The organism is Streptomyces sp. cf386 (genome assembly GCF_900103585.1).
Taxonomy (GTDB): Bacteria; Actinomycetota; Actinomycetes; order Streptomycetales; family Streptomycetaceae; genus Streptomyces.
The window spans coordinates 1-26145 of record NZ_FNHV01000041.1; the positions used below are offsets into that span (position 1 = coordinate 1).

A 26145-nucleotide genomic window follows, 5' to 3' on the forward strand; every position below is an offset into this window, starting at 1 on the left:
GACCGACGTCGTCGAGGCGGTGCAGCACGGCCTCGTGGAGGCGGCCCCAGACGCCGGCTCTCGACCAGATCAGGAACCTGCGGTGGGCGGTCGACTTCGATATGCCGAAGCATGGCGGCAGTTGGCGCCAGGCGCAGCCACTGACCAGGACGTAGATGATGGCCGCAAACAGCGTCTCATCAGGCGTGTCCTGCGTTCCGCCGCCCTGCGGCCGCACCTTCGGAGGTGGGATCAGCGGCCTCGCGATCTCCCATAAGCCGTCCGGCACGATCCAACTCCACGTTCCCCGCCCCATACCGGGTCAACGCCCGCCTCACCACGTAGGACACGGTCTTAGACGTCATCTCAATTGGTGGCCGACGGTGCAGATAGCCTCTGGCAGAGGTGTTGCAGTGGCGGTTGAATGCCTTGGTGAGCGACTCCTGGACACCCGCCCATCACGCGGTAGAGCACGAGGATGTAGAGACTCTGGCCCGCTTGCTGGCCGACGGCTCCGATCCCGATGAGGTCTTCAGCAACGTGACGCTGCTGACACATGCGATCGACGTCGAGGGCGATAGCTCCCTGCAGAGCGGACGACCGTTGACTGTGCATACCACTGCTGTGCTGCTGGCCTTTGGGGCTGATCCGGAGCTCGCAGACCCTGACGGTGACACGCCCATGGCCATGGCCAATCGCTACGGCCACGACCTGGCGGTGCAGTTGCTGCGAGCCCACATCGGCAGGCCAGCCGCCGGTGGCAGATGAGGGTGCAGGCGATGCTCGTGACTAGGCGGTCGCCGGGCCCGCGGGCGTACCGTCGCAATACAAGCGCCCGGCGAGGACCCGCTCCGCCTCCCGCAGATCCTCATCAGGTTCGTGTTCGATCGCCCGGGCAATCGGGTCCGCGTACTCCGGCCAGGGGGTGTAGGCGATCGCGAGCGGCGCGCTGTGCCGGACCTTCGGGTCGTCGTCCAGGGGCGCGCGGATGCGGGTGAAGAAGCGCTCATCGAATCGGGCCCCGCACCGAGCCCGGCCCGGATCGCTGTCCAGGCGCGTTCCTCGGGGTCGGAGTGGTCGTCCACCTCGGCGATCAGTTCGCCCGGGCTGTAGGCGGCCGGATCGGATGTCACCATGGCCTCCAGATCGGCGCCGAGCCCGGCCGGACTCGCGGTGACCCCGTACGCCTTCTGATGTTCTTGTCAGCCCCTCGCGTCGATGTCATGGATGGCCTCTTAATGATCAGCTTCCTGCTGGACGTCGACGACCTCGCGGACACCCGGTTCGCGATCTCGCCGCTGCGCGAGGTCATGGGCAGCCTGCGGGCCCTGCGGGCCCTGCGCGCCCCCGGCCTCTACCCCCTGCACACCTCGTGGCGCCGCTCGGTCCTCGACCGGCTCGATCCCGCCGACGCCCGCCTGCTGAGGGCCCTGGTGGGCGAGAACCTGGCCCTGCCCGACTTCCTTACCCCGCGCCCGACGACCTTCGCGCCCGCGCTGGAGGACCAGCTCGCCGTCGTACGCGCGACGCCGGCCGAACTCGTACGGCGCGACCTGCTCGCGACCCATGCGCCGCACCCGCTCCCGGACGCCGTGCGGCAGGTCACCGCCCTCGGCGACGCGCCCGTGGCGGAGCTGCTGGAGGAGCTGTGCGAACTCCTGTTGGGCTATTGGAAGTTGGCCATACGACCGGACTGGCCCCGGATGCGGCTCGTGCTGGAGGCCGACGTCACCCACCGCGCCCGGCAACTGGCCACGGGCGGAGCCCACTCGCTCTTCTCCGATCTGCACCGGAACGTGCGCTGGCGCGACGGAGTGCTGCGCGTCGACCGGATGATCGGCCGGCACGAGGTGGACGGATCCGGGCGCGGACTGCGCCTGGTGCCGTCCCTGTTCGCCCACAAGCCCGCGCCGCCGCTCAGCGCCGACGAACCGCCGATGCTCGCCTACCCCAGCAGAGGCGCCGCCACCTTGTGGGAGCCGCGCCCCGAGCCCGACGCCTCCGCCCTCACCTCGCTGCTCGGCGCGCCCCGCACCACGGTCCTGCGACTGCTCGCCGAACCGCTGCCCACGGTCGAGCTCGCCCGTCGCCTCGGCGTGACGTCCAGTGCGGTCTCCCAGCACTTGAGGGTGCTGCACGCCACGGGCCTCGTCGCCCGGGCCCGGGACGGACGGCGGGTGCTGTACCGGCGTACCGAACTGGGTGACCGACTGGCCGAGCGGGGTTGACTTCGAGAGCGCTCGAAGAACTAGCGTCGTTGGGGTCGGTGAACGGTCGGGGTGAACGGAGACAGACCATGCGGGTCGGTGTGCACATCAACCGGTTCGACCATTCCGGGGGAGCTCCCGCGCTCGGCGCCGAACTCGCCGCCACGGGCGCCGCCGCCGAGGCGGCCGGTGTGAGCTGGCTGTCGGTGATGGACCACTACTTCCAGATGGAGTTCAACGACCGGGCCGAGGACCCCATGCTGGAGGCCTACACGACCCTCGGTTTCCTCGCCGCCCACACCTCCACGGTCCGCCTCGGCGCCCTGGTGACCGGCGTGACCTACCGTCACCCCGGTCTGCTCGCCAAGATCGCCACCACGCTCGACGTGCTGTCCGGCGGCCGGGCCACCCTCGGCATCGGCGCGGCCTGGTACGGCCGTGAGCACGAGGGGCTCGGCGTGCCGTTCCCGCCGGTCGCCGAGCGCTTCGAGCGGCTGGAGGAGACCCTGCGGATCTGCCTCCAGATGTGGGACCCGGAGACCGACGGCCCGTTCGAGGGCAAGCACTACCGGCTCGCCGAGACCCTCTGTGTGCCGGCGCCCCTGAGCGCCCCGCACCCGGAGATCATGATCGGCGGGGGCGGGGAGAAGAAGACGCTCCGGCTGGTGGCCCGGTACGGAGACGCGTGCAACCTGTTCACCACCTCGCCGGGGGAGGTCCGGCACAAGCTCGATGTGCTGCGCGGCCACTGCGACACCGAGGGGCGCGACTACGACACGATCCGCAAGACCGTCGCCTACAGCGGAGACCCGGCCACCGAGGGCGACCTCGACGCGTTCGTCCGGGACATCACGGGCTACACCAAACTCGGGATCGACACCGTGATCCTCTCCCCGCGTCTGGGGGAGACCGCCGCCTGGATGGAGAGCTTCGTGGCCCCGGCCGTTCAGCGGCTGGCCGAACTCGACTGAGCCTCGGCGGGACGGCTGCGGGAGACGACCCGCGTCCCGCGGCCGTCGACCACCCGCATCTGCAGCGAGCCGCAGCCGCACCGCGTCCACACCGTCTGTCCGGCCGCGGTGCCGTGCCGGGAGAGCTCCTGGAAGGGCTCGGCGCCGTCGGGCCACCCGCAGTGCGGGCAGGCGGTGCCGGTCGTGCTGGTCATGGCGACTCCTCGTACCTCGTGACTGGTTGACCGTCGCGACACAGTCCAGGGTGCGGCGCCCCTCCTTGCACGTCCAGGTTGACTTTATGGACGTCACCTTGAAGCGTGGGCTTCATGATTGATCTGCGCCGACTGCACGTGCTGAGAGCCGTGGCGCACTACGGGACGGTCACCGCGGCCGCCCGCGCCCTGCACTTCACCCCGTCCGCCGCCTCCCAGCAGATCCGCCAACTGGCCCGCGAACTGGGCGTCGACCTGCTGGAGCCGCAGGGCCGCGGGGTGCGCCTCACCGCCGCCGCCAAGAGTCTCCTGACGCACGCCGACGCGATCACGGCCCGCTGGGAGGAGGCCGAACTCGAACTGCGCGCCGGGTACAGCGCGCCCGCCGGGCAACTGCGGGTGTGCGGCTTCACCACGGCCGTGTCAGTGCTGCTGGCTCCGATGGCCGTGCGGCTGCGGGAGCGGCATCCTCGACTGACCGTACGCATCCAGGAGACCGGTGTCCCGGAGAGCTTCGACCTGCTCTTCGAGGGGGAGGTCGACCTGGCGGTGGTGGAGGTCACCCCGCGCAACCCGCCGCTGGGCGACGCCCGCTTCGACCAGCGGCCGCTGCTGGACGACCCGTACGACCTCGTCGTCCCCGCCGACCATCCGCTGGCCGGGCACGAGCGTGTCGACCTCGTGGAGGCGGCGCACGAGGACTGGATCGCGCCGGTGCTGGACAACCCCTGTCGCACGCATGTGATGTCGGCGTGCGGGGCTGCCGGGTTCACCCCGAACGTGATCCACCACGCCCTGGACTGGAACGTCACCGCCCACCTGGTCGCCCACAGGCTCGGCGTCGCCCTGATCCCTCGGCTGGCCCAGCTGACCCCGCACCTGCCGATCACCCGCGTCCGCTGCACGGGCGACCCGCACCGCAAACTGCTCATCTGCATGCGCCAGGGCAGCCTGGAACGCCCGGCGGTGGCGGCGGCGCTGGAGGAACTGCGGGAGCTGGCGCCGACGGCGGTGGCCTGACAGGACGGGAAGCCGGAGAAAAGACACGACGAGAGGCTGGAGCCCAGGGCTCCAGCCTCTCGTCGTGGGGACCGGTCGTCCGATCAGGCGGCGACCGGCTCTCCGGCGTTGCCGTGGACGAGCGCGATGACCTCGGTCAGCTGGGCGGCGACCTCGGCGTCGTCGACCGGGTGGGTCTCTGCGAAGCGGGTCACCGAACCGGGGATGGACAGCTTGACGTCCTCCAGCACCTTGCCGCCGGCGATGCCCACGGCCTTGCGGGTCTCGTCCTGCGCCCACACGCCGCCGTACTGGCCGAAGGCGGTACCGACCACGGCGACCGGCTTGCCGCCGAAGGCACCGGCGCCGTACGGGCGGGACAGCCAGTCGATGGCGTTCTTCAGGACGGCCGGGATGGTGCCGTTGTACTCGGGGGAGAAGAACAGGAAGGCGTCGGAGGCCAGCGCGGCCTCACGCAGCTTGGTGGCGGCGGCGGGGACGCTGCCCTCGACGTCGATGTCCTCGTTGTAGAACGGGATCTCGGCCAGGCCCTCGAAGAGCACGACCTCGGCGCCCTCGGGAGCGAGCTTGACGGCCGCCTCGGCCAGCTGACGGTTGTGCGAACCGGCGCGAAGGCTGCCGACGAGCGCGAGGATGCGAACAGACATGCGAACTCCAAGGATGCTGAAACACTGCCGTTACGATCCGGACCGAGGTCCGCTTACGTTTCTAGCACCTTAACCGGACCCTGGTCCAGTTTCATTCCCGATGCTTTACGCTGGCTTCATGTCCGCCGCCCTGCCGCCCTTCCCGGAGTCCCAGGAGCCCCTCGACGCACCCCAGTTGCTGGAGGTCGGCTCCGCCCCCGACGAGCCCTGTCTGCGCGCGGACGCGGCCCGCAACCGTGCCCGGCTGCTGGAGGCCGCCGCCCGGCTGATCGCGGAGCACGGCGCGGCCGGGGTCACGATGGAGGCGGTGGCCGCCGCGGCCGGCGTGGGCAAGGGCACGGTCTTCCGCCGCTTCGGCGACCGCACCGGCCTGCTGTCGGCGCTGCTGGACCACTCGGCGAAGAAGCTGCAGGCCGACTTCCTCGGCGGGCCGCCGCCGCTGGGCCCCGGGGCGCCGCCGGCCGAGCGGCTGCGGGCGTTCGGGGTGGCGGTGCTGTACCGCTCGGCCGAGCAGCTGGACCTGCAACTGGCCGCCCAGCCGGAGCCGACCCGCCGCTTCGCCCACCCCTCGTACCGGGCGCTGCACACCCACGTCACGGTCCTGCTGCGGCAGATCCTGCCGGACGCCGACTGCGATCTCCTCGCCCGGACGCTCATGGCGTATCTCGACCCGGCCCTGATCAACCACCTGACCAGGCAATGCGGTATGCCTCTGGAGCGACTGGAGAAGGGCTGGACCGACCTGGTCGCACGGGTGACGCGCACAGAGGCGTGACCGGTCGAGGACCCTCACCCGAGCCTCACTCACAGGTTCTGCAAAGATGCCGTACGTCATGGTGCAGATACCGAAAACGCCCGCGCCCGCTTCCCCCGCACCGCGCTCGGTACCCACGAGCGCCGATGTGGCCCGCCTGGCCGGCGTCTCGCGCGCGACCGTCTCCTACGTCCTCAACAACACCAGCGCCGTCCGGATCAGCGAGCCCACCCGCCGCCGTGTCCACGACGCCGCGAAGGAACTCGGGTACGTCCCGCACGCGGCCGCCCGCAGCCTGCGTGCCGGGCACAGCCGTATGGTCCTGATGCCCGCACCGAGCTTCTCCGCCGGCCCGCTCTACAGCCGGTTCCTCAGCGATCTCCAGATGGCGCTCGGCAGCCTCGACTACACCGTCGTGCAGCACGCCGGCGTCGGTCTGCACGGCGACGAGGCCGCCCGGGCCTGGGCCGAGCTGCGTCCGGTCGCCGTCCTGGTGCCGGGCTCGGGCCTGTGCCCGAAGGGCGTGACGGTGCTCAAGCGCTCGGGCGCCCGGGCCGTCGTCTCGCTCGGCCCCGAGTCCGTCGAGGGTGCCCACGCCCTGCTGATGGACTACCAGGCCGTGGGGCACTGCGCGGGCCGCCACCTGTACGACCGCGGGCGGCGCCGTATCGGCGTCGTCGTCCCGGAGGAGGGCAGCCTGCGGTCCTTCTCCGCACCCCGACTCGAAGGCGTGCGCCGCGCCCTGCACGGCACGGACGCCACCGTGACCGAGCTGCCCCTCGCCTACACGGAGGAGTCCGCCGCGCGGCTCGCCGCCCGCTGGCGCGACCTCGGCCTCGACGCCGTGTTCGCCTACAACGACGAGTACGCGATGCTGCTGATGCGCGCCCTGCAGGACGAGGGCCTGCGCATCCCCGCCGACACGGCCGTCATCGGCGCCGACGACCTGATGCTCGGACGGCTGCTGCGGCCTAGGCTGAGCACCGTCCACATAGAGCTGCCGTCCGGCCGGGACCTCGCGGAACTGGTCGACCGCGCGGTGCGCAACCCCGGCGCCGCGCCCGAGACGCACAAGGTGCTGGGAGCGTCGGTGGTGCACCGCGAGTCCAGCTGAGGCACCGTGGGTCCGGCCGGCGTACGACGGACCGCCGAGGCCAGGGAGGCGTGGGATGCGCACGAGGGTCGGCATCATCGGCGGCGGCCCCGCCGGGCTGCTGCTCGCCCGCCTGCTGCACCGCGCGGGCATCGACTGTGTGGTCCTGGAGAGCCGGACGCGGGAGTACGTCGAGCAGCGCCAGCGCGCCGGGATGCTGGAGCAGGGCACGGTCCACGCGCTGCACGAGGCCGGTGCCGCCGAGCGGCTGCAGGCCGAGGGCCTGGTGCACCAGGGCATCGAGCTGCGCTTCGACCGGGAACGCCATCACATAGACTTCCCGGCCCTCACCGGCGGCCGTACCGTCACGATCTACGCCCAGACCGAGATCGTGAAGGACCTCGTAGCCCTCCAACTCGCCGACGGGCCACCGCTGTTGTTCGAGGCCGACGCGCTCGCCGTCGAGAAGCCGGAGAGCGACGCACCCGTCGTCAGGTTTCTGCACGAGGGTCGCGAACAGACCCTGACCTGCGACTGGGTCGCCGGCTGCGACGGTTTCCACGGCATCTCCCGCGACGCCTTCCCGGCCGGGACCGGCCGGTCGTACGCACACGACTATCCGTACTCCTGGCTCGGCATCCTCGCCGAAGTGCCGCCGTCCTGCGACGAGTTGATCTACGCACGCGGTGAACGCGGGTTCGCCCTGCACAGCATGCGCTCCCCGGACGTGTCCCGGTTGTACCTCCAGGTCCCCAACGACACCGACCCAGACGACTGGCCCGACGGCCGTATCTGGGACGAACTCGCCGCCCGCTTCGCCATCGACGGCGACTGGAACCTGAACCGCGGGCCCATCACCTCCAAGTCCGTGACGACGATGCGCGGTTACGTCCACGAGCCGATGCGGCACGGCAGGCTGCTGCTGGCCGGGGACGCCGCCCACATCGTCCCGCCGACCGGCGCCAAGGGCCTCAACCTCGCGGTGTCGGACGTACGGGTCCTGGCCCGTGCGCTCACCACGCTGTACCGCACAGGTGACACACAACTTCTCGACAGATACTCGGAGTTGTGTCTGCAACGTGTGTGGCAGGCCACCCGTTTCTCGGACGACATGACTAGGATGTTGCACGCTCAACCAAATGGGGATGTCTTCGACGACCGGTTGCAGCTCACCCGTCTGCGCCGGATCGCCGCATCCCGTCACGCGGCCGCCGAACTGGCGGCGAACTACTCGGGACTTCCGCTCCCCGTGTGAGTCCCGCCGGTGATGGAACGGAGAGTCGCAATGCCGTTGCTCGACCCCAAGGCCTGGCAGTCCAGCTCCCTGTCGGGAGCGGAGTACGCCGTCACCGAGCCCGCCACCGGCGATACGCTCGGCACCGTCACCCTGGCCTCCGCCGAGGATGTCGCCACGGCCGCGGAGGCCGGCCGCGCCGCCCAGTCCGAGTGGGCACGCGTCCCGCACTTCGTGCGCGCCTCGGTGCTGCGCAAGGCCGGTGACCTGTTCGCCGCGCACACCGAGGAACTGCGCGAGTGGATCGTCCGCGAGTCGGGCTCGATCCCCGGCAAGGCCGAGTTCGAGCTGCACGTCGCCGCCCAGGAGTGCTACGAGGCCGCGGCTCTCGCCTCCCGCCCGGCCGGGCACATCCTGCCCAGCGAGGCACCCCGGCTGTCCTACACACGGCGGGTCCCCGTCGGCGTGGTCGGCGTGATCTCCCCGTTCAACGCCCCGCTGATCCTCTCCATCCGCTCCGTCGCCCCGGCCCTCGCGCTCGGCAACGCCGTCGTGCTGAAGCCGGACCCGCGCACGGCGGTCTGCGGCGGACTGTCCCTCGCGGCGATCTTCGCCGAGGCCGGTCTCCCCGACGGGCTGCTGCATGTGCTGCCGGGCGGCCCTGAGGTGGGCCAGGCGCTGGTCGCCGACCCGCGCGTGCCCGTGATCTCCTTCACCGGATCCACGGCCGCGGGCCGGGCCGTCGGCGAGGCCGCCGGGCGGCATCTCAAGCGGGCGCACCTGGAGTTGGGCGGCAACTCCGCGCTGGTCGTGCTGGAGGACGCCGACATCGACGCGGTGATCTCCACGGCCGCGTGGGGGTCCTTCTTCCACCAGGGCCAGATCTGCATGACGACCGGCCGCCACCTCGTCCACCAGTCCCTGTACGCGGAGTACGTCGAGCGCCTCGCCGCCAAGGCCGACTCCCTTGCGGTCGGTGACCCGCACCGCGCCCAGGTCCACCTGGGCCCGCTCATCGACGCCGGCCAGCTGGGCAAGGTGCACGGGCTGGTGGAGGCCAGCACGTCCCGGGGCGCCAAGCTGGCGGCGGGCGGCACCCACGAGGAGCTCTTCTACCGGCCGACCGTGCTCGCCGGGGTCGACGACCAGACCCCCGCGTACGCCGAGGAGGTCTTCGGCCCGGTCGCGCCTGTACGCCCCTTCGGCACCGCCGACGAGGCCGCCGCCCTCGCCGCGGCCGGCTCCTACGGCCTCTCCCTGGGCATCGTCACCCGGGACACCGCCCGCGGCCTCGACCTGGCCGAACGCATCCCGACCGGCATCGTGCACATCAACGACCAGACCGTGAACGACGAGGCCGTCGCGCCCTTCGGCGGTATCGCCGCCTCCGGCACCGGCGCCCGGTTCGGCGGCGAGGCCAACCTGGAGGCGTTCACCGACGTGCGCTGGACGACGGTGCGCGGGGACGTGGCGGCGTACCCGTTCTAGGCCGGTTTCCTCCGACGTTCCGCTGAGGCGGCTTCCTACTGGCCGTTCTGCTCGGCCTGCTCCTGCTGGGCGGCCACGGCCTTGCGGACCTCGTCCATGTCCAGCTTGCGGGCCTGCCCGATGACGTCTGTCAGGGCGGCCTCGGGCAGGGCCCCGGGCTGCGCGAACACGGCGACGCGGTCACGGACGATCATCAGCGTGGGGATCGACTGGATACCGAAGGCGGAGGCCAGCTCCGGCTGTGCCTCGGTGTCGACCTTGCCGAACACGAGGTCGGGGTTGTCCTCGGCGGCCTTCTCGTAGACCGGGGCGAACTGACGGCACGGCCCGCACCAGGACGCCCAGAAGTCGATCAGGACGAACTCGTTGTCCGTGACCGTCTGGTCGAAGTTCTCCTTGGTGAGCTCCACGGTGCTGCTCATGGCGTAATCCCTCTTCCTCGTGTCGGGGCGAAGCCGTCGGCGACAACATGGCCGTGCGGCTGTGTATTCCGTCGTATTTCGGCGCGCGTACCCGTGTGGCCACGTCGCACACCACCCGTAAGACTGACCTCATGACGGAAACGGATTCCATCGCATACGACGTCGTGGTGCTCGGGGCCGGGCCCGTGGGGGAGAACGTGGCCGACCGCACCCGTGCGGCCGGCCTGTCCACCGCGGTCGTGGAGAGCGAGCTGGTCGGCGGCGAGTGCTCGTACTGGGCGTGCATGCCCAGCAAGGCGCTGCTGCGCCCGGCCATCGCCCAGGCCGACGCCCGCCGTCTGCCGGGCCTCAGCCAGGCCGTGCAGAGCCCCCTCGACGCGGCGGCCGTCCTCGCCCGGCGCAACGAGTTCACCTCGAACTGGCGCGACGACGGTCAGATCCAGTGGCTGGACGGCATCGGCGCCGACTTCTACCGCGGCCACGGCCGCCTCACCGGGCCCCGCACCCTGGAGGTGACCGGCCCGGACGGCGTACGGCACGTCCTGACCGCCCGGCACGCCGTGGCCGTCTGCACCGGCAGCCGGGCCGTCCTCCCGGACCTTCCCGGACTCGCCGACGTCAAGCCGTGGACCAGCCGTGAGGCCACCGCCGCCCAGGCCGTGCCCGGCCGGCTGGTCGTGGTCGGCGGGGGAGTGGTCGCCACCGAGATGGCCACGGCATACCAGGCCCTCGGTTCCCGGGTCACGCTCCTCGTGCGCGGCAAGGGCCTGCTGAACCGCATGGAGCCCTTCGCCGGTGAACTGGTCACCGAAGGGCTCACCGAAGCGGGCGCCGATGTCCGCACCGGGACCTCGGTCACGTCGGTGACCAGGGCGAACGGCGCCGTCGTGGTCGTCACCGACCACGGCGACCGGATCGAGGCCGACGAGATCCTCTACGCGACCGGGCGCGCCCCGCGCACCGACGACATCGGCCTGGACACGGTCGGCCTGGAGCCCGGCTCCTGGCTGCAGGTCGACGACAGCCTGCGCGTCACCGGCAACGAGTGGCTGTACGCGGTGGGCGACGTCAACCACCGGGCCCTCCTCACCCACCAGGGCAAGTACCAGGCCCGGATCGCGGGCGCGGCCATCGCCGCCCGCGCCTCCGGCGTCCCCCTCCTCGAATCCGACCCCTGGGGCGCCCACACCGCCACCGCCGACCACGCCGCCGTCCCCCAGGTCGTCTTCACCGACCCCGAGGCCGCCGCCGTGGGCCTTTCCCTGGCGGAGGCGGAACAGGCCGGTCACCGCGTCCGCGCGGTCGACTACGACCTCGCCTCGGTCGCGGGTGCGTCCCTGTACGGCGACGGCTACCGCGGCCGCGCCCGCATGGTCGTCGACCTGGAGCGCGAGATCCTCCTCGGCGTCACCTTCGTCGGCCCCGGCGTCGGCGAACTCATCCACTCGGCGACCGTCGCGGTCGCCGGACAGGTGCCGATCAGCAGGCTGTGGCATGCGGTGCCGTCGTATCCGACGATCAGTGAGGTGTGGCTGCGGCTGCTGGAGTCGTACCGGGACAACTGACGACTACGGCCGTCAACTGGCGTACGGCTTCCAACGTCCGTACTCAGTCCGGCAGTTGGAAGCCGAGGGCCTTCCCCGCCTCACCCGGGGTCGGCTGGGCCCAGTACTCGGCCACCGCCTGGTTCGAGGAGAGCGAGCGCAGCTCGGCCCGGTCCAGGTAGAGCATGCCGTCGAGGTGGTCCGTCTCGTGCTGCACGATTCGGGCGGGCCACCCCGCGAACACCTCGTCGACCGCGCGCCCCTGCTCGTCCTCGCAGGTCAGCCGTACCTCGGCGGGCCGCGCCACTACCGCCTGATAGCCCGGGACGCTCAGACAGCCCTCGAAGAACGCGGCACGGGCACTGCCCACGGGCTCGTACGACGGGTTCACCAGCACCCGGAACGGCTGCGGCACCCGCCCGCGCGTCAGCCGCACCGCCTCCGGCACCGGAGCCGGGTCCTCGATCACCGCGATCCGCAGCGGCACACCGACCTGCGGCGCCGCGAGGCCCACGCCCGGTGCCGCGTGCATGGTGATCCGGAGGGCCTCGATGAAGCGGGCCAGCAGCGCGGGGTGCAGTTGGCCGTCGAAGCGCTCGGTGGGGCGCCGCAGCACCGGTTCGCCGGCCGCCACGATGGTCAACGGGCCTTCGGTGGTGAGGAGTTGCTCGACCAGTTCGGCCAGGGGTGCGCGATCGCTCGGAGCTGCCATCGCGCCAGCATGCCATGGCACCCGTGGGACGCGCCGACTCCTGTGTGACGTACGCCACTTAACGGGTCTGGAACTCGACGGACCGTCCGTCCGACTACTGGACCGCTACAAGCAGACAGAGATACGTCCCCACTCCCCGTCTCACGCCCCGGAGATGCCGCCGATGTCCACCGCTCCCTCGACCGCCACGGAGGAGGCGTCGCAGTCAGACGCCCCGGCGGCGCCGCCCCGTAGATGGGCGCCGCTGCGCCCGCTGATCCTGCGTCTGCACTTCTACGCCGGCGTGCTCGTCGCGCCGTTCCTGCTCGTCGCCGCGGCCACCGGCTTCCTGTACGCCGGAGCGTTCCAGGCCGAGAAGCTCATGTACGCCCACGAGATGACCGTCCCGGTCGGTGACGAGAAGCTGCCCATATCCCAGCAGGTCGCCGCCGCACGCAAGGCCCACCCCGAGGGCACCGTCTCGGCGATACGGCCTTCCCCGGAGGCCGACGCGTCCACCAGGGTCATGCTCTCCGGCGTCAAGGGCATCGACGACACCCACACGCTCGCCGTGTTCGTCGACCCGTACACCGCCGAGGTGCGCGGCGCCCTCGAACAGTACGGCTCGACCGGCGCGCTGCCCCTGCGCACCTGGATCGACGAGTTCCACCGCGACCTGCACCTCGGCGAGAACGGCCGCCTCTACAGCGAGTTGGCGGCGAGCTGGCTGTGGGTGATCGCGGCCGGCGGCCTGGCGCTGTGGTTCACCCGCCGCCGCGCCCTGCGCAAGGTGCGGGGCGCCAGCGGACGCCGCCGTACGCTCGGCCTGCACGGCACCGTCGGTGTCTGGGCCGCCATCGGGTTCTTCTTCCTCTCGGCGACCGGCCTGACCTGGTCGGCATACGCCGGCGCCAACATCGACGAGCTGCGTACGTCCCTCGGCCAGGCCACCCCGTCCGTCTCGGCCTCGGCGGGCGGCGACCACGGAGGTCACGGCGCCGCCGCAGGCAACGGCGGAAGCGGCGAGCACGGCGTCGGCCTCGACAAGGTCCTGGCCGCCGCGCGCGCGGAGGGCCTGGGCGACCCGGTGGAGATCGTGCCGCCCGCCGACGACTCTTCCGCGTACGTGGTGAAGCAGGTGCAGCGCAGCTGGCCGACGAAGCAGGACGCTGCCGCGATCGACCCGGCGACCGGCGAGGTCACCGACACCGTGCGGTTCACGGACTACCCGGTGCTCGCCAAGCTGACCCGCTGGGGCATCGACCTGCACACCGGAGTCCTCTTCGGCCTGGCCAACCAGATCGTCCTGATGCTGCTCGCGCTGTCCCTGATCCTGCTGATCGTGTGGGGCTACCGCATGTGGTGGCAGCGCGGCCGCGGCTCCGCCTTCGGCAGGCCCATACCGCGCGGCGCCTGGCAGCAGGTGCCTCCGCAGATCCTGGTCCCGCTGGTGGCGGTGGTCGCCGTGGTCGGCTACTTCGTGCCGATCCTCGGCATCTCGCTGGCCGCGTTCATCGTGGTGGATGTGGTGCTGGGCGAGATCGCGCATCGGCGGGGGGAGCGGACGCCCGCGGACGTGAAGTAGCAAGAGTGCAGTGTCGGAAGTGAAGTAAGAAGTGGCGTGATTCGGGGCCCGGTTCCGAGGGGAACCGGGCCCTTCGCCTTGCTTGGAGCTCCTTGCTCAGGGCTCCTTGTCCAGGGTCCTTGTTCAGAGCTCCTCGAAGTCGCCGGCCAGCGCCGAGGCGAGGCGCAGGTGCGGCTCCGCCTCCGTGTCCCGTCCCTGCCGCTGCAGGGTGCGGCCCAGCATCAGCCGGGCGTACTGCTCGACCGGGTCGCTCTCGACGATGACGCGCAACTCGCTCTCCGCGCGCCGCAGTTGGGCCGAGTGGTAGTAGGCGCGCGCCAGCAGCAGCCGCGGTCCGGTCTGCTCCGGCACCTCCTCGACCAGCTTGCCGAGGACGTGCGCGGCGGCGGTGTAGTCCTTGGCGCCGAAGAACAGCTGTGCGCGCTCCCAGCGCTCGGCCGGTGTTCCGTGGTCGTAGTACGTCGTGTCCACTCGTGGCCTCCTTCGGGGCCGTCAACGGAGCGCGGTGGTTCGATATTCCACTACTCGGCGAGGGTGGTGAGCTCGGCGTCGGCCCGCTCGGTGATGAGGGTCAGCACGCGTCCGGCGGCGGCCAGATCCTCCGTCGGGATATCGGCGTAGATCCGGGCGGTGATGGGGGTGGTCTCGGCGGACGTCCTGTCGTACAGCTCCCGTCCGGCGTCCGTGATCCGCACCTGGGACGGCTCGTGAGGGGCCAGCAGTTCCGCGGCGATCAGCCCGTCGACCACGGAGTGGGCCTCCGAGGCGTCGATCTTCAGCGCGCCGACGACACCGTCGACGAGGCGGTCCCGCTCGACCGGTCCGTCGGCGACGGCGGCGAGCCGGAGGGTGACGGACTGCTGGAACGTCGCGCCGTGGCGGGCCAGGACCCGCTCGAGAAGTGCGCGGCTCGCGTAGTGGGCCAGCGCTATGACTCGGGGGTCGACCAGGGGAGTGGTGGTGGTCATGACTGCTCCTTGTCGGACTCGCTGTCGAGGGCGAACGGGTCAAGAGGTGCATCGAGCAGGATCGCCAGATCACGCGTGAACTCCCGGGTGCGGGCGCTGTCCAGACCGCCGAGCGGCGCCAGCAACTGCTGGAGCAGCCCTTGGACGACCTTGATCGCCTGCAAGGTCCGCTCACGGCCCTGCTCGGTCAGCGCCAGCTGCACGGCGCGTGGATCGCGCGGGTCCCGGGTGCGTTCGAGGAGGCCTGCGGCTTCCAGGGATCGCGCCAGTTTGGAGACGTAGAGCGGTTCGAGTCCGGTGTGGTCGGCGAGGCGCCGCTGGCTGGGGCGCTCCCCGCGGCGCTGCATGCCGTACAGCGAGGCCACCAGCGCGTACTGCGCGTGGGTGAGTCCCAGCGGGGTCACGGCCCGGTCGACCGCGACCCGCCACTTCGTCGACAGACGCCACACCAGGAAACCGGGCGAGGCCTTCTCGGAACCCTTGCTCATGCTCGATACCGTACATGGCTACTATGTCCATGGCTACTATTTTCTGAACCGCATCGAGACAGCGCCGGGTGACGGACTGACGCGGCGGCCCCGGCAGGGCTACTTTGGGCGACATGAGCAATCTTGATCGCGAGGCGGTGCCCGCCATCTGCGGCGGCCGTGGTTTCGTCGTGGCGGAGCCCGTACGCGAACTTCTCAGCCCTCGTCACGTCAAGCTCGGCGAGTCCACCGAGGTCCGACGGCTGCTGCCCAATCTGGGTCGACGCATGGTCGGCGCCTGGTGCTTCGTCGATCACTACGGCCCCGACGACATCGCCGACGAGCCCGGCATGCAGGTGCCGCCGCACCCGCACATGGGTCTGCAGACGGTGAGCTGGCTGCACGAGGGCGAGGTGCTGCACCGCGACTCGACGGGCAGCCTCCAGACCATCCGGCCGCGGGAACTGGGCCTGATGACCTCGGGCCGCGCGATCAGCCACTCCGAGGAGAGCCCCAGGTCGCACGCCCGTCTCCTGCACGGCGCCCAGCTCTGGGTAGCCCTCCCGGACAGCCACCGCCATACCGACCCGCACTTCGAACACCACGCCGAGCTGCCCGTCGTCACGGCACCGGGCCTGCGGGCCACGCTGATCCTCGGCGACCTCGACGGCGCGAGCTCACCCGGCACGACGTACACCCCGATCGTCGGCGCCGACCTGACCCTGGCCGCCGGCACGGACGCACGCCTCCCCCTGGAACCGGACTTCGAGTACGCCGTCCTGTCCATGTCCGGCGAGGCCCACGTGGACGGCGTACCGGTGCTGCCCGGCTCGATGCTCTACCTCGGCTGCGGCCGCACCGAACTCCCGCTGCGCGCCGAGTCGGACGCCGGCCTGATGCTCCTCGGGGGTGAGCCGTTCGAGGAGGAGCTGATCATGTTCTGGAACTGGATCGGGCGATCTCAGGAAGAGATCGTACAAGCCCGTCAGGACTGGATGGAAGGCTCCCGGTTCGGAGAAGTGAAGGGGTACGACGGGGCTCCACTGCCCGCACCGGGATTGCCGTCGGTGCCGTTGAAACCGCGAGGGAGAGTGCGCTGACCTGCGAAAACGCTTCAGTGTTGGTGGTCGCAGCTCGGAAGGTGGTCGGGTAATTCTCACTGCCTTCCACCTGCTTGCCGGAAGGCGTCCAAACAGCCGACTTGCCCAGGCCGGTGTGGTTGGCGATTCCACGGTGTGGCTGTCTGTGGGCGGCTGTGGCAGGACTCTTGCTGACCCAATGCTGACTTTGCTGACGCCTCGTCAGGCTCGGGTGAGGGGCTCGGTTCCCAGCTTCGGCGCTTGCGTAGGCGTTTGCAGGTTCGGTGGTGTCCGGACCGATGCTGACCTGGCTGGCGGTCGAGTCAGGCGTTGCGGAGGAACGGCGTCGCTCACACTGCTGCCTTGTGGAGATTCCACAAGATTCCGATGCCACCGCTGTCTTTCGGCAGCGCCGCTTGCGTCCGATCCGAAAGGTGCTGCGCCGGACAGCTCCTAGCTAGCAGGTTCTTCGTCTGCTGGTGGTGCACGGCTCGCATGGCGCTGACCAGCTCGAATACGACGTTTGGAGTGGATTCGGAGGGCTCTGGCCCGCGTGTGGTCCGGATACTCGTTGTGAGTTGGGCGAGGCCACGGTTGGGCGGCGGGGTCATGAGGCGTGAAGTCAGAGGCGAAGAGATCTTCTTGAAGTTGTCTACCGGGAGGCTCTGACCTGCGGCGATGCGGCAATTACCGACTCTGACCTGCGCGGATAGTCCTTTCAGGGTCTTTCGGGATCGTGCCGCGTTGTGTAGTCGATTCTCCCCACGTGCTCCCCAGCGCGGCTCAAACTCCCCAGATTCTCCCCAGGGTGGCTGCCAGATGATAGCCGTTGAGCGTGATCTTGAGTGCTCGCCTACTGGGCTTGCTGGTCACGCTTCGTGAGCGATGCCGGGACTGAAGATGTCGGTGCACCGTCGAAGAGACTGTCGGTGCGCACACCAGGGCGCCCTCGTGGTCAGATGTCCCGGAAGAGACCAGGTAGGTCCGTGACCTGCCGCGCTTGCTGGGCCTGGGGTGCTGGGCTGCGCAAATTCGCTTTCTGCTGTCCCAGAATTCCCGAGTGAGCTGGTGTTCGGGCATCGATGCGCCCCGTGCCGCGTCTCGTCCATCAGCGAGGTGCCATGCGGAGCGCCGTCGAGGCGGATGACCTCGCCGTTGAGCATGGGGTTCCCGGCGATGTGCCGTACCAGGGCGGCGGGGAGCGTGAGGGCGGACACCCCGCCCTTGTAGGCGGCCTGGCCGATCTGGCTGTCGTAAGCGGCGACCGAAGGGGGCGCGACGAGGGCGCCGCGCTCGCCGTCCACCGGCTCGGATTCGGGCGAAGGCGTCCAGGTGCGGTGGCCCACTGTGGGAAGCATGCGGCTGGGTGTCGCGATGACCGCGCAGCTGACCGCGACGCGCATTGGGTCTGGTTCGCTCGCCGCGTCCACCGCGGTCTGTGTGGTGTCGGGGTCGGGGTCGGGGTCGGTGAGGATGTCAGGGCGCTTGCCGCCCGGAAACCGATCGGTGTACCGTGTTGGAAACCGATCGGTTTCCACCTTGGAGTCAAAACCATGCCTGCTCATGCCACCTCCTCCATCTTCGTCATCGGCGGCACAGGAGCCCAGGGGATGCCCGTGGTCCGCGCTCTTGTTGCCGACAAGAAGTACTCCGTCAAGGTCCTCACCCGGGATGCCGGCTCCCCCCGGGCTCAGGCGCTCGTCGCGCTCGGCAATGTCTCCGTCCTCGAAGGGACGTTCGCCGATGAGGACGTACTGCGCGAAGGATTTCGCGGCTGCGACGGGGCGTTCATCAACATCGACGGGTTCAACACCGGCGAGAAAACGGAGACCTACTGGGCCATCCGCACTTATGAGATAGCGATCGAAGAAGGTATCAAGTTCTTCGTCTACGGAAACCTCGACTACGCCCTCAAGAAATCAGGCTATGACTCCAGGTTCCGCACCGGCCACTATGACGGCAAGGGTCGTATGGCCGAATGGGTGCTGTTCCAGAACGAAAAGAACAGGGACCGGATGGGAGCGGCGGTCTTCACCTCGGGTCCCTATATCGAGATGGTGATCTCACCGCTCACGCCCATGACGCCCACCGTCGAGGACGGTGTCGTCACGTGGCGAGTCCCGCTCGGCGAGGGGGCCGTCCCGCACGTGGCTCTGGAAGATTGCGGCTTCTATGTCCGCTGGCTCTTCGACCACCCGGAACGGGCCAACGGCATGGACCTCGAAGTCGCCATCGAGCACATGACCTATGCCGACATGGCCGCGGCATTCGAGAAGGTCACCGGACACCCGGCGCAGTACATCGACACCGATCTGGACGCGTATTGGAACAGTCCGGACCTGACGGGGATTGCAGATCACCCTGCCGGATACAACGCCGACCCCGACGACAAGAGCACCATGAGTTTCCGTGACAATTTCACCGGCTTCTGGAATGTATGGAAGCACGGGATCATCACCAGGGACTACGCCCTGCTCGACGAAATCCACCCCGACAGGATCAGAAGCGCCGAGGAGTGGTTCCGTCGGGAGGACCAGTTGGGCAGGGAACTCGGCAAGGGAAGTCTCTGGGAGAGGGTCCAGCCGGAGAACTGGAGCATGGACTCCGCGGTTCTCAAGAGCAGCGCGGACTTCAGGACCGGCAAGTTGTAACAAGCACCGTGCTGCGGGTCGCGGCGCGCGAGTTGGAGCCGCCACTGACGCCGCCTGGGGCATCGACGGCATGCGAGTGTCGATCGCGGCGGTCCGTGACGGATTCACCGACATACAGCACCGGATCCTTTTCCAGCAGGAGCTTCCTGGCGGCTGGGTGGTGCTCCACTGGCGCATGACCGGGACCCACACCGGAGACGCCTTCGGGCTCGCCGCCAGCGGCAAACCCGGTCGACATCGACGGGGCAGATCAGCGGCGGCGCGCAGTCGGCCTGAAGGGCGTTGGCTACGTCGTCTCACCCTGGATGAGGGCGAGGATGTCGCCCGCGCCAGGTCGCCCCGGCGCTGCCGGAGCCGGGGCCGGAGCGCCGACCGTTGCGAGGATGCCGACGGTGAGATCGCCGGCCGCCGCGGTGAGGTCCATCCCGATGGTGGGCAGGGCCGGTACGGCGAGCGAGCTCACGGGGAGGTCGTCGACGCCGACGAGGGCCAGGTCGTCCGGGACCTCGATGCGCTGCGTGCGGCAGCTCGCCAGGAGGGCGAGAGCGATCAGATCGTTGAACGCGGCGACCGCCGTGACCGGGGTGGCGCCCCGCGTCTACTACGCGACGGTGGCCCGGGCGCAGGCCCGCGAGTAGCGCATGCTGACCACCTGCGGCGCCGGCAGTCCCAGATCGCGGCAGACCCGGGTGGCTCCCTCCAGGTGTGGCAGACAGAAGGGCCGCTCTCGCGGGTCGTCCAGCGCGACGTATGCCGATGTGCCGGTGCCCGCGGGCCACGAGGTGGTCGGTCTTCAGCCGTCCGATGTCTTCCTGGCACAGCCCGGTCAGGCTGGTGCCGTCCGGTGTGAACACGCCGTCGAGCAGCGGGATCTCCGCCCGACGCAGTGACTGCGCGTCGGCGGGCGGCAGGCTGCCGAACGCGACGACCACCGCCGGCTGGACGTGCTGCCACAGCTCGGCCGGCGGCGTGGCCGTCCCGGCATGGTGCAGGTACACGCAGGTGCAACCGGCCTCGACTCGGTGTTGGTGCGCTCCACGACGATCCGGCGGGAGGACTGGCGGCGCCTGGCCTCGCCTCAGGCCGGCCGGGTCATGCTGTCGGGAAGTGGTGGCCTGCCTTGATGAAGTGGTGCGGCCGCCGGATCTCCCCATTTCGTGGCTGTCCTCCGGTGCGTTCAGGGTTGGTCGTAGTGGCCCGCGGCGATGTCGTCCAGCAGCGTGGGGCCGACAGGAGCCCAGCCGAGCAGGTCGCGGGTCTTGGTGCTGGTGGCCGGGAAGTCGCCGGCCAAGTACCGGCCGACGAACGGGATCTCGTCGGCGACCTGTTCGGCCGGGGCCGACTGCGCCCACACGCCAAGGCGGTCTGCGAGTGCTTCGGCGATCTGGCGGACGGGCACGCCCTCTTCGGCGACGGCGTGCAGGATCGTGCCGGCGGGGGCGTTCTCGAACCCGAGCAGGACGAGGCGTGCGGCATCGGACCGGTGCACGGCGGGCCACCGGTTGCCGCTCTCGCCCGTGTACACGGAGGCTCCGCGCCGCCGGGCGGTCCGGGCGACGACGGAGATGAAGCCGGCGTCGCCCTCGCCGTGGACGGTCGGGGCGAAGCGGACGGAGATCACGCGTACGGCCGACGGAGCCGTTCGCGCCGGGAAGGGCGGCAGCCCACCGTACGGTGTCGTACCCGTCGCTCTCCTCGTGCGTCCACGGTTCCCACTCACCCTCGGAGGCGAACCGGCCGCGGGTGTCCTGGATGACCACCATGAGCCGCGCCGAGCCGCCGCCAGGGGATCGAGGATCGCGACCGCCATGGGCATCTGCTTCCCGTATGGCAGCCTGTTCGGCGGGACCGGTCACGGTCCGCTGCCGCCGGGCCGGTAGACATCCGCGCGCAGCACCGTGCCGTCACGCAACTCCGCGGGTACGTCGACCTCGATCTGGATTTCCGTCATGTGCCGCTCCTTTGCCGGCCACGACGTCTTCTCGAGAAGAAGGTTGATCGGGTCTCCGTCCACGCGACACCCCCGATCGGGCGTGACCACAGTGGTCCGGGGCGGTCACCCGACCGCGTTCAGCAAGTCGGCCAGCACGTCGGGCCGTTCCAGGGCGATGAAGTGGCCGGCCTTCGGCACCTGCGTGAAGTCGGCGGCCGGCAGCAGCTTCTTGTTGGCCTCCCGGTCCGAGGGCCGGGACCAGTCCTTCTCGCCGTAGACGAGGTGGACGGGGGCCTTGACCTCGGGGTAGCGCGAGCGGGCCGCGATGAGGCTGGGCAGGTTCTGGTAAACGCCCCGGGCGACGGTCGGGTAGCCGGGGCGGCCGCCCACCTGGAGGAGCTCGTCCACGTAGTCCTCGTGCAGTGCGCTCTTGTCGCCCAGGCCGCCCTGAAGAATCTTGCGGAGGGCGGGCTTGGGCTCCACACCGGCGATCACCGGGCCCACTCCGGGCGCGAGAACACCGCTGACCACGACGCGGGCGAGGAGGCTGGAGCGTGCGATCCCGCCACGGAAGTCGTAGGTGTTCACCGCGACGACACGCCGCACCCGCTCCGGCAGATCGGCCGCGACGGTCAGGGCGAGCACCGCCCCCATGGACTCCCCGACCAACGTCACGTCGTGCAGGTCGAGTTCGGTGAGGAGCCGCTCGACGCCCGCGCGCATGGCCGGCTCGTCGTACGACGCCCCGGGCACGATCTCGGAGTAGCCCATCCCCGGCAGGTCGAGGGCGTACACGGTGTACTGGTCCGTGATCAGCGGGATGAGGGAGCGGAAGTGCTCGGCCTGGGTGCGCACGGTGTGCAGCAGGACCAGCGGGGCACCGCTGCCCGCCTTGAGGTAGCGCAGCGTTCCCTCGTGGCCGTCACGTCCTGCGCGGGAAGCGATGGTGTGTGTGGTGGTCCCCGGGATGTGAATCGTGGGACGTGACTCCTGGCTGGGCATCTTGCCGTCTCCCTGTCCTGTCTTCCCTGTCTTACCTGGCCAGCTGCTCGTACAGCCCGGCCAGGTCGCCGGCCAGGCCGGCCTTGACCTGACGTGTGATGTCGTCGGCGAGCACCTCGTACGCGCCCGTCTCGACCCCGTCGAGGGCGAGGGCGGCGATGTCACGAGGGTTGGACTTGGGCGCGTCGACGCCCGCCGCCAGGTCCGTGTCGACGTATCCGACGTGCAGTCCGGTGACGGCGATGCCGCGCGGTTGAAGCTCCAGGCGCAGGGAGTTGGACTGCGACCACAGGGCGGCCTTGGAGGCGCTGTAGGAGCCGCCGAGGGCCAGCCAGGAGAGCACGGAGTGAACGTTGAGGATGTGGCCGCCGCCGTTGCGCTCGATGATCGGCGCGAAGGCGCGGGTGACCAGGAGCGGGCCGTAGAAGTTGGTCTCGAACTCCCTGCGTACGTCGTCGACCGGGGAGTCGAGGAAGGAGGCGCCGACCGCGGCACCCGCATTGTTGATCAGCACGGTGACGTCCTGCGCCTGTGCGGCGGCCGCCGCCACGGAGGCCGGGTCGGTGACCTCCAGCGCCACCGGGACCGCGTCGGGGTGCGTCACGCTGCGCGGGTCGCGGGCCGTGGCGTAGACCTTGGCGGCGCCGCGCGCGTACAGCTCTTCCACCAGCGCCTTGCCGATGCCCCGGCTGCCGCCGGTGACGAAGACGTTGGCGCCCTTCAAAGCGGTCATGACTGCCTCCACGAGAGTGTGAAACCGATCGGTTTCCGCCACAGTAAACCGATCGGTTTCCAGGCGCAAGCCCAGCAGAGGCCCAGACTTCACCGTGGCGTGCCGTACCCGTGGATCCCGGGGATGGTGAGCTCTCCACCTGTCTGTCCGGCCTGGTCGATGTCGGCGTCATCCAGGCCGAGTTGGAGTTTGAGGCCGAGTTTCCCGACCGTGTCGATTGAGATCGCTGATGTCGCAGGTGCGGGCGGCCCCCGTGGTGGGCCTTGGTCGGGGCGGCGGGTCGGTGGTCCGGTGGTCGGGGGAGGGCGATGTGTGGGGTGCGGACGGTGGGGCCGACGGTTCTGTGGCCGCTGTCGGCGTCGGAGCGGCCGAGTGGGGTGAGGGGCTGACGTCGGGTGCCGGACTGGAGCTGCTCGGTGCTGCCGCCGAGGAGGGAGCCGAGGAGGCCCACGAGGCCGGTGGGGGCGGAGCTCGCGCTCGGTGAGGGGGGTGGAGCCGGGGCAGGGCTCGTTTCCTCGTCGGCGATGTGGTCCGGCGGTGTGACAGATGCGTCGCTCGTGGGGGCGCTGGGCGTGCTGGGAGCGGCGGTCGGGGTCGGCGCCGCGGCAGGGGGCGACGGCTCGTCGGGACGGGCGCAGTCGACACCGCCGCTGGCTCCCTCCTCGGGAACGGAAATGCGCGGCGATGGCGCTCGTGTCGACGGCGGGCGGACGTTGACTTCCCAGGACGAGAGCGGCGGCAGCGCGGTCAGCTCGAGAGCCTTCCCCAGCGGCAGGCGCAGGCGTGTCAGCGCGGACGTACAGGGAACGGCGTGCCGGCCTTTCGAGGGCCGGGCAGCGGGGTTCTACGGCCTCGCCGCGGATGTGGGGTGAGGGGTCAGTCATGGTCTGGCTCGGAATCCGCCGAAGTTCGAGATGGGAAGCGACAGCACACCGAGAGTCTCGCGGCGTTGAGCCGCCTCGGTACCGACTGCACGGGCGAGGACCTGACCCCCTACGCGCGGCTCGCCACCGCCACCGCGGACCTGGACTTCGCGCAGTTCGAAGGGATCGAGGACCGCATCGCCCTCGCCGAGCGGGCTGTGGTCCTCACTGTGCTGTTCGAGCCGTCGTCAGGCTTCTGCGGCGGCTGGCCCAAGAGGACGCGAACCATCGTCGCCATGATCGCAGTGCCTGCCGGACGGGGGAGCGGTCGGCGGAGTGACCCCGGGCGGGGTGCCGACGAGTAGCCGGCGGAGTGAGTCCCCGGCGGGGTGCCCGTGGTCACCGGCACCCCGCTCCCAGGGGTCAGCCCACGCCGACGGGTACCGGCTTGTGGGCGGTGTCGTCGGCCAGCACGTCGGTCTCCTTGATACCGAACCGGTCGTAGAAGCGTGCCAGTGGTGCCGGAGCCCACCAGGCCGCCCTGCCCAGCAGTCTCATGACGGCCGTTCCCAGCAGGATGCGCACGACCAGCACGTCCACCAGGACCGCGAACACCATGCCGACGCCGAAGAGCTTGATGGTCAGCACATCGCTCATCCCGATCGCCGCGAGCGGCACGCACATCAGCAGCGCCGCGCTCACGACCAGGCGGCCGATGGACTGCAGCCCAGTCGCCACGGCCTCCGTGCTGTCGCCCTGCTTGTCGTACTGCTCCCGCATCCGGGACACCAGGAACACCTCGTAGTCCATGGAGAGTCCGAAGATCAGCGCGAACAGCATGATCGGCATGTTGGGCTCGATGTTGCCCGTGGGATCGAAGCCGAGCAGGCCGCCCAGATGGCCGTCCTGGAAGATCCAGACCAGGACTCCGAAGGTCGCGGTCAGCGACAGCATGTTCATCGCGATCGCCTTCAGCGGCAGCAGCACCGAGCCGAACGCGAGGAACAGCAGGATGTACGTCATCACCGCGATGTAGAGCAGCATCCACGGCAGGGTCTCGCCGAGCGCGTCCAGGGTGTCGTCGTAGATCGCCGACTCGCCGCCGATGTATGCCTGGGCGCCCGGTGGTGCCGGTACCTCCTTGATCCGGTTCACCAGGTCGCGCGCGTGGGTCGAGATGGGGTTGCCGTCGTAGGTGACGGAGACCCGGGCCGTGGTGCCCTCCACGCCGCTGATCCGGGCGCTCGTGGCGCCCTCGGTGGCGCCGAGCCGCTCGGCGTACGCCTTCAGAGCCGCACCCTGCTCCTTCGAGGTCCCGTCGGACTTCAGCACGAGGAGCGAGTCGATGGACTTCACCGCGTCGCCGTCGAAGTCGTGCTCCATGGCGTTGAAGACCTGGCGGCCCTCGGAACTGCTCGGCAGCTGCTGCGCGTTGATGGAGCCGAACTCGATCTTTGAGAACGGCAGGGCGAGCGTCAGCAGCAGGCCCACCGCCCCCACCACCACGACCCATCGACGCCGCATCAGTCCGTGCCCGAACCGGTACCAGGAACCCTCACCCTCCGCCGTCGGCCGCACGGCCTTCTTGCGGCGTAGCGGGAAGGCGTTGACCTTCGGGCCCAGCACGGCGAGCACCGCGGGCAGCGCGACCAGCGAGAAGAGCACCGCCAGCACGACCGCGGCCACACCGCCGTACGACATCGACTTCAGGAACGTCGAGGGGAAGAGGGTCAGGCCGGCCAGCGCCGCCGCGACCGTGGTGCCGGAGATCACCACGGTGCGACCGGCCGTGGCGATGGTGCGCCCGATCGCCGCTTCGCCGGTGTAGCCGGCCGCCAGTTCCTCGCGGTAGCGGCTCACGATCAGCAGGCCGTAGTCGATGGCGACCGCGAGACCCAGGATCGTGACCAGGCTCATGGAGAACACCGACACATCGGTGATGTTCGCGATGGTCCGCAGGACGGCCATCGACCCGAGGATGGAGAGCACGCCGACGATGAGGGGGAGGAAGGCCGCGGCCAGACCGCCGAACACGACCAGCAGGAGCAGGAAGAGCACGGGGGCGGAGATGATTTCCGCGGTTCTCAGGTCGTGTTCGATCTTCTCACTGGCCTGGTGGCCGGTGGGCACCGTTCCGCCCTGCAGGGTCTCCAGGCCGGGAGCCGGGATCTTGTCCTTGATCGCCTTGTACGCATCCTCCTTGGCCTTTTCGCTGCTGCCGTGGAAGTTCAGCCCGACGTAGGTGGCGTGCCGGTCGTGGCTGACCTGCGCCGGCATCTTGGTCTGCCAGTAGTGCATGTAGCTGGTGACGTCAGCCTTCGGCAGGGACTCCACCTGCTTGACGACCGCCTGCCGGAAGGACGGGTCGTCGACGGTGCGGTCCTCGTCGCGGTAGACGATCACCGCATCGGGCGTCCGCTGCGGGAACGCCTTCTCGGCGATCCGGGCCGCGCGCTCGCTGCCGGAGCCGGGGTCCTGGAAGCCGAGCGGTGTGAGGGAGCCGAAGACGCCGGCTCCGTAGGCGCCGGACAGGACGGCGAACAGCACGGTCAGTATCAGCAGGGGCTTTCGTCTGCGGTGGAGCAGGCGCCCGAATTTCTCGAACATGGATTCTCCTGGA

At 70.1% G+C, this 26145-nt stretch carries 28 protein-coding genes and 3 pseudogenes; 15 read left to right on the forward strand and 16 right to left on the reverse strand.

Annotated elements, in window-relative coordinates:
* Window positions 1-295, reverse strand: a 295-nt coding sequence (locus tag BLU79_RS46385) for a transposase (RefSeq protein WP_143052604.1), incomplete at its 3' end; no start/stop codon positions are given.
* A gap of 116 nt (window positions 296-411) precedes the next feature.
* Between BLU79_RS46385 and BLU79_RS46390 the strand changes: the two genes are divergently transcribed.
* The 3 genes from BLU79_RS46390 (at window position 412) to BLU79_RS46400 (ending at window position 3157) form a co-directional block, all read left to right on the forward strand.
* Entirely contained in the window at window positions 412-747 is a 336-nt protein-coding gene (locus BLU79_RS46390; protein WP_093912134.1) for an ankyrin repeat domain-containing protein, read from the forward strand.
* A gap of 470 nt (window positions 748-1217) precedes the next feature.
* Window positions 1218-2207, forward strand: coding sequence for an ArsR/SmtB family transcription factor (locus BLU79_RS46395; RefSeq protein ID WP_093912105.1), 990 nt, complete (start codon window positions 1218-1220; stop codon window positions 2205-2207).
* 68 nt (window positions 2208-2275) lie between these two features.
* Window positions 2276-3157, forward strand: coding sequence for an LLM class F420-dependent oxidoreductase (locus BLU79_RS46400; RefSeq protein WP_093912106.1), 882 nt, complete (start codon window positions 2276-2278; stop codon window positions 3155-3157).
* Here the strand turns inward: BLU79_RS46400 and BLU79_RS46405 are convergent.
* On the reverse strand, window positions 3133-3351 hold the full coding sequence (locus BLU79_RS46405) for a hypothetical protein (RefSeq protein WP_093912107.1): 219 nt from the start codon (window positions 3349-3351) through the stop codon (window positions 3133-3135). The two genes, BLU79_RS46400 and BLU79_RS46405, sit on opposite strands and share 25 nt — an antisense overlap.
* Window positions 3352-3465: 114 nt before the next feature.
* Here BLU79_RS46405 and BLU79_RS46410 point away from each other — a divergent pair, with 114 nt between their 5' ends.
* The gene (locus tag BLU79_RS46410; RefSeq protein ID WP_093912135.1) at window positions 3466-4371 is read left to right on the forward strand and encodes a LysR family transcriptional regulator; all 906 of its coding nucleotides are present in this window, start codon (window positions 3466-3468) and stop codon (window positions 4369-4371) included.
* An 83-nt stretch (window positions 4372-4454) separates the two neighbouring features.
* Here BLU79_RS46410 and BLU79_RS46415 read toward each other — a convergent pair whose 3' ends face one another.
* Window positions 4455-5018: an NADPH-dependent FMN reductase gene (locus BLU79_RS46415; RefSeq protein ID WP_093912108.1), complete on the reverse strand. Its 564-nt coding sequence runs from the start codon at window positions 5016-5018 to the stop codon at window positions 4455-4457.
* Window positions 5019-5118: 100 nt separating this feature from the next.
* Between BLU79_RS46415 and BLU79_RS46420 the strand changes: the two genes are divergently transcribed.
* From BLU79_RS46420 to BLU79_RS46435, 4 genes are read left to right on the forward strand one after another with little or no spacing between them, the layout of a single operon-like run.
* The gene (locus BLU79_RS46420) at window positions 5119-5793 is read left to right on the forward strand and encodes a TetR/AcrR family transcriptional regulator (protein WP_177001466.1); all 675 of its coding nucleotides are present in this window, start codon (window positions 5119-5121) and stop codon (window positions 5791-5793) included.
* Window positions 5794-5851: 58 nt separating this feature from the next.
* Window positions 5852-6886: a LacI family DNA-binding transcriptional regulator gene (locus BLU79_RS46425; protein WP_093912137.1), complete on the forward strand. Its 1035-nt coding sequence runs from the start codon at window positions 5852-5854 to the stop codon at window positions 6884-6886.
* Between the two features lie 55 nt (window positions 6887-6941).
* Entirely contained in the window at window positions 6942-8120 is a 1179-nt protein-coding gene (locus BLU79_RS46430) for a 4-hydroxybenzoate 3-monooxygenase (RefSeq protein ID WP_093912109.1), read from the forward strand.
* Between the two features lie 30 nt (window positions 8121-8150).
* Window positions 8151-9587, forward strand: a complete 1437-nt coding sequence (locus tag BLU79_RS46435; RefSeq protein WP_093912110.1) for a benzaldehyde dehydrogenase — start codon at window positions 8151-8153, stop codon at window positions 9585-9587.
* A gap of 35 nt (window positions 9588-9622) precedes the next feature.
* Here the strand turns inward: BLU79_RS46435 and trxA are convergent, their stop codons facing one another.
* Window positions 9623-10009 (reverse strand): thioredoxin, encoded by a 387-nt coding sequence (gene trxA / locus BLU79_RS46440; protein WP_093912111.1) that lies wholly within the window; start codon window positions 10007-10009, stop codon window positions 9623-9625.
* A gap of 131 nt (window positions 10010-10140) precedes the next feature.
* Between trxA and BLU79_RS46445 the strand changes: the two genes are divergently transcribed.
* Window positions 10141-11574, forward strand: a complete 1434-nt coding sequence (locus BLU79_RS46445; RefSeq protein ID WP_093912112.1) for a dihydrolipoyl dehydrogenase family protein — start codon at window positions 10141-10143, stop codon at window positions 11572-11574.
* Window positions 11575-11617: 43 nt separating this feature from the next.
* On the opposite strand, the gene BLU79_RS46450 is transcribed toward BLU79_RS46445, so the two are convergent.
* The gene (locus BLU79_RS46450; protein WP_093912113.1) at window positions 11618-12265 is read right to left on the reverse strand and encodes a peptide deformylase; all 648 of its coding nucleotides are present in this window, start codon (window positions 12263-12265) and stop codon (window positions 11618-11620) included.
* A gap of 163 nt (window positions 12266-12428) precedes the next feature.
* Here BLU79_RS46450 and BLU79_RS46455 point away from each other — a divergent pair, with 163 nt between their 5' ends.
* Window positions 12429-13829 carry a PepSY-associated TM helix domain-containing protein gene (locus BLU79_RS46455; protein WP_093912114.1) on the forward strand — a complete coding sequence of 467 codons (1401 nt, stop codon included), beginning with the start codon at window positions 12429-12431 and terminating at the stop codon, window positions 13827-13829.
* A gap of 123 nt (window positions 13830-13952) precedes the next feature.
* Here BLU79_RS46455 and BLU79_RS46460 read toward each other — a convergent pair whose 3' ends face one another.
* The 3 genes from BLU79_RS46460 to BLU79_RS46470 are packed head-to-tail and all read right to left on the reverse strand — an operon-like array spanning window position 13953 to window position 15285.
* Window positions 13953-14300, reverse strand: coding sequence for a tetratricopeptide repeat protein (locus tag BLU79_RS46460; protein ID WP_093912115.1), 348 nt, complete (start codon window positions 14298-14300; stop codon window positions 13953-13955).
* A 50-nt stretch (window positions 14301-14350) separates the two neighbouring features.
* On the reverse strand, window positions 14351-14797 hold the full coding sequence (locus BLU79_RS46465) for a winged helix DNA-binding protein (RefSeq protein WP_093912116.1): 447 nt from the start codon (window positions 14795-14797) through the stop codon (window positions 14351-14353).
* Complete coding sequence (locus BLU79_RS46470) at window positions 14794-15285, reverse strand: MarR family winged helix-turn-helix transcriptional regulator (RefSeq protein ID WP_093912117.1); 492 nt, start codon at window positions 15283-15285, stop codon at window positions 14794-14796. The genes BLU79_RS46465 and BLU79_RS46470 overlap by 4 nt, the downstream gene beginning before the upstream one ends.
* 113 nt (window positions 15286-15398) lie before the next feature.
* Here BLU79_RS46470 and BLU79_RS46475 point away from each other — a divergent pair, with 113 nt between their 5' ends.
* Window positions 15399-16364 carry a pirin family protein gene (locus tag BLU79_RS46475; RefSeq protein WP_093912118.1) on the forward strand — a complete coding sequence of 322 codons (966 nt, stop codon included), beginning with the start codon at window positions 15399-15401 and terminating at the stop codon, window positions 16362-16364.
* A gap of 848 nt (window positions 16365-17212) precedes the next feature.
* Here BLU79_RS46475 and BLU79_RS49665 read toward each other — a convergent pair.
* A complete protein-coding gene (locus BLU79_RS49665) occupies window positions 17213-17908 on the reverse strand; it encodes a Rossmann-fold NAD(P)-binding domain-containing protein (protein ID WP_177001468.1) in 696 nt (231 codons plus the stop codon).
* Here BLU79_RS49665 and BLU79_RS46485 point away from each other — a divergent pair.
* Both BLU79_RS46485 and BLU79_RS50220 read left to right on the forward strand, forming a co-directional pair.
* Entirely contained in the window at window positions 17897-18994 is a 1098-nt protein-coding gene (locus BLU79_RS46485) for an NmrA family NAD(P)-binding protein (RefSeq protein WP_093912119.1), read from the forward strand. The genes BLU79_RS49665 and BLU79_RS46485 overlap by 12 nt on opposite strands.
* A gap of 58 nt (window positions 18995-19052) precedes the next feature.
* A pseudogene (locus BLU79_RS50220) lies at window positions 19053-19211 on the forward strand (ester cyclase); the annotation flags it as partial.
* A gap of 69 nt (window positions 19212-19280) precedes the next feature.
* Here BLU79_RS50220 and BLU79_RS49670 read toward each other — a convergent pair.
* The 6 genes and pseudogenes from BLU79_RS49670 to BLU79_RS46515 form a co-directional block, all read right to left on the reverse strand.
* Window positions 19281-19457 (reverse strand): hypothetical protein, encoded by a 177-nt coding sequence (locus BLU79_RS49670; RefSeq protein WP_371132086.1) that lies wholly within the window; start codon window positions 19455-19457, stop codon window positions 19281-19283.
* 3 nt (window positions 19458-19460) lie between these two features.
* Window positions 19461-19547: pseudogene (locus BLU79_RS50225) on the reverse strand (hypothetical protein); the annotation flags it as partial.
* 624 nt (window positions 19548-20171) lie between these two features.
* Entirely contained in the window at window positions 20172-20615 is a 444-nt protein-coding gene (locus tag BLU79_RS46500) for a Rossmann-fold NAD(P)-binding domain-containing protein (RefSeq protein WP_093912120.1), read from the reverse strand.
* 67 nt (window positions 20616-20682) lie between these two features.
* Window positions 20683-20757, reverse strand: a pseudogene (locus BLU79_RS49675) (hypothetical protein); the annotation flags it as partial.
* Between the two features lie 293 nt (window positions 20758-21050).
* A complete protein-coding gene (locus BLU79_RS46510; RefSeq protein WP_093912121.1) occupies window positions 21051-21929 on the reverse strand; it encodes an alpha/beta fold hydrolase in 879 nt (292 codons plus the stop codon).
* A 31-nt stretch (window positions 21930-21960) separates the two neighbouring features.
* Complete coding sequence (locus BLU79_RS46515; RefSeq protein WP_093912122.1) at window positions 21961-22662, reverse strand: SDR family oxidoreductase; 702 nt, start codon at window positions 22660-22662, stop codon at window positions 21961-21963.
* Window positions 22663-22891: 229 nt separating this feature from the next.
* On the opposite strand from BLU79_RS46515, the gene BLU79_RS46520 reads away from it, so the two are divergent.
* Together BLU79_RS46520 and BLU79_RS46530 are read left to right on the forward strand one after the other, a co-directional pair.
* Window positions 22892-23146, forward strand: a complete 255-nt coding sequence (locus tag BLU79_RS46520) for a hypothetical protein (protein WP_093912123.1) — start codon at window positions 22892-22894, stop codon at window positions 23144-23146.
* Between the two features lie 465 nt (window positions 23147-23611).
* Window positions 23612-23890, forward strand: a complete 279-nt coding sequence (locus BLU79_RS46530) for a hypothetical protein (RefSeq protein ID WP_093912125.1) — start codon at window positions 23612-23614, stop codon at window positions 23888-23890.
* A 58-nt stretch (window positions 23891-23948) separates the two neighbouring features.
* Here the strand turns inward: BLU79_RS46530 and BLU79_RS46535 are convergent, their stop codons facing one another.
* Window positions 23949-26132: an MMPL family transporter gene (locus BLU79_RS46535; protein ID WP_093912126.1), complete on the reverse strand. Its 2184-nt coding sequence runs from the start codon at window positions 26130-26132 to the stop codon at window positions 23949-23951.
* Between the last annotated feature and the right edge of the window lie 13 nt (window positions 26133-26145).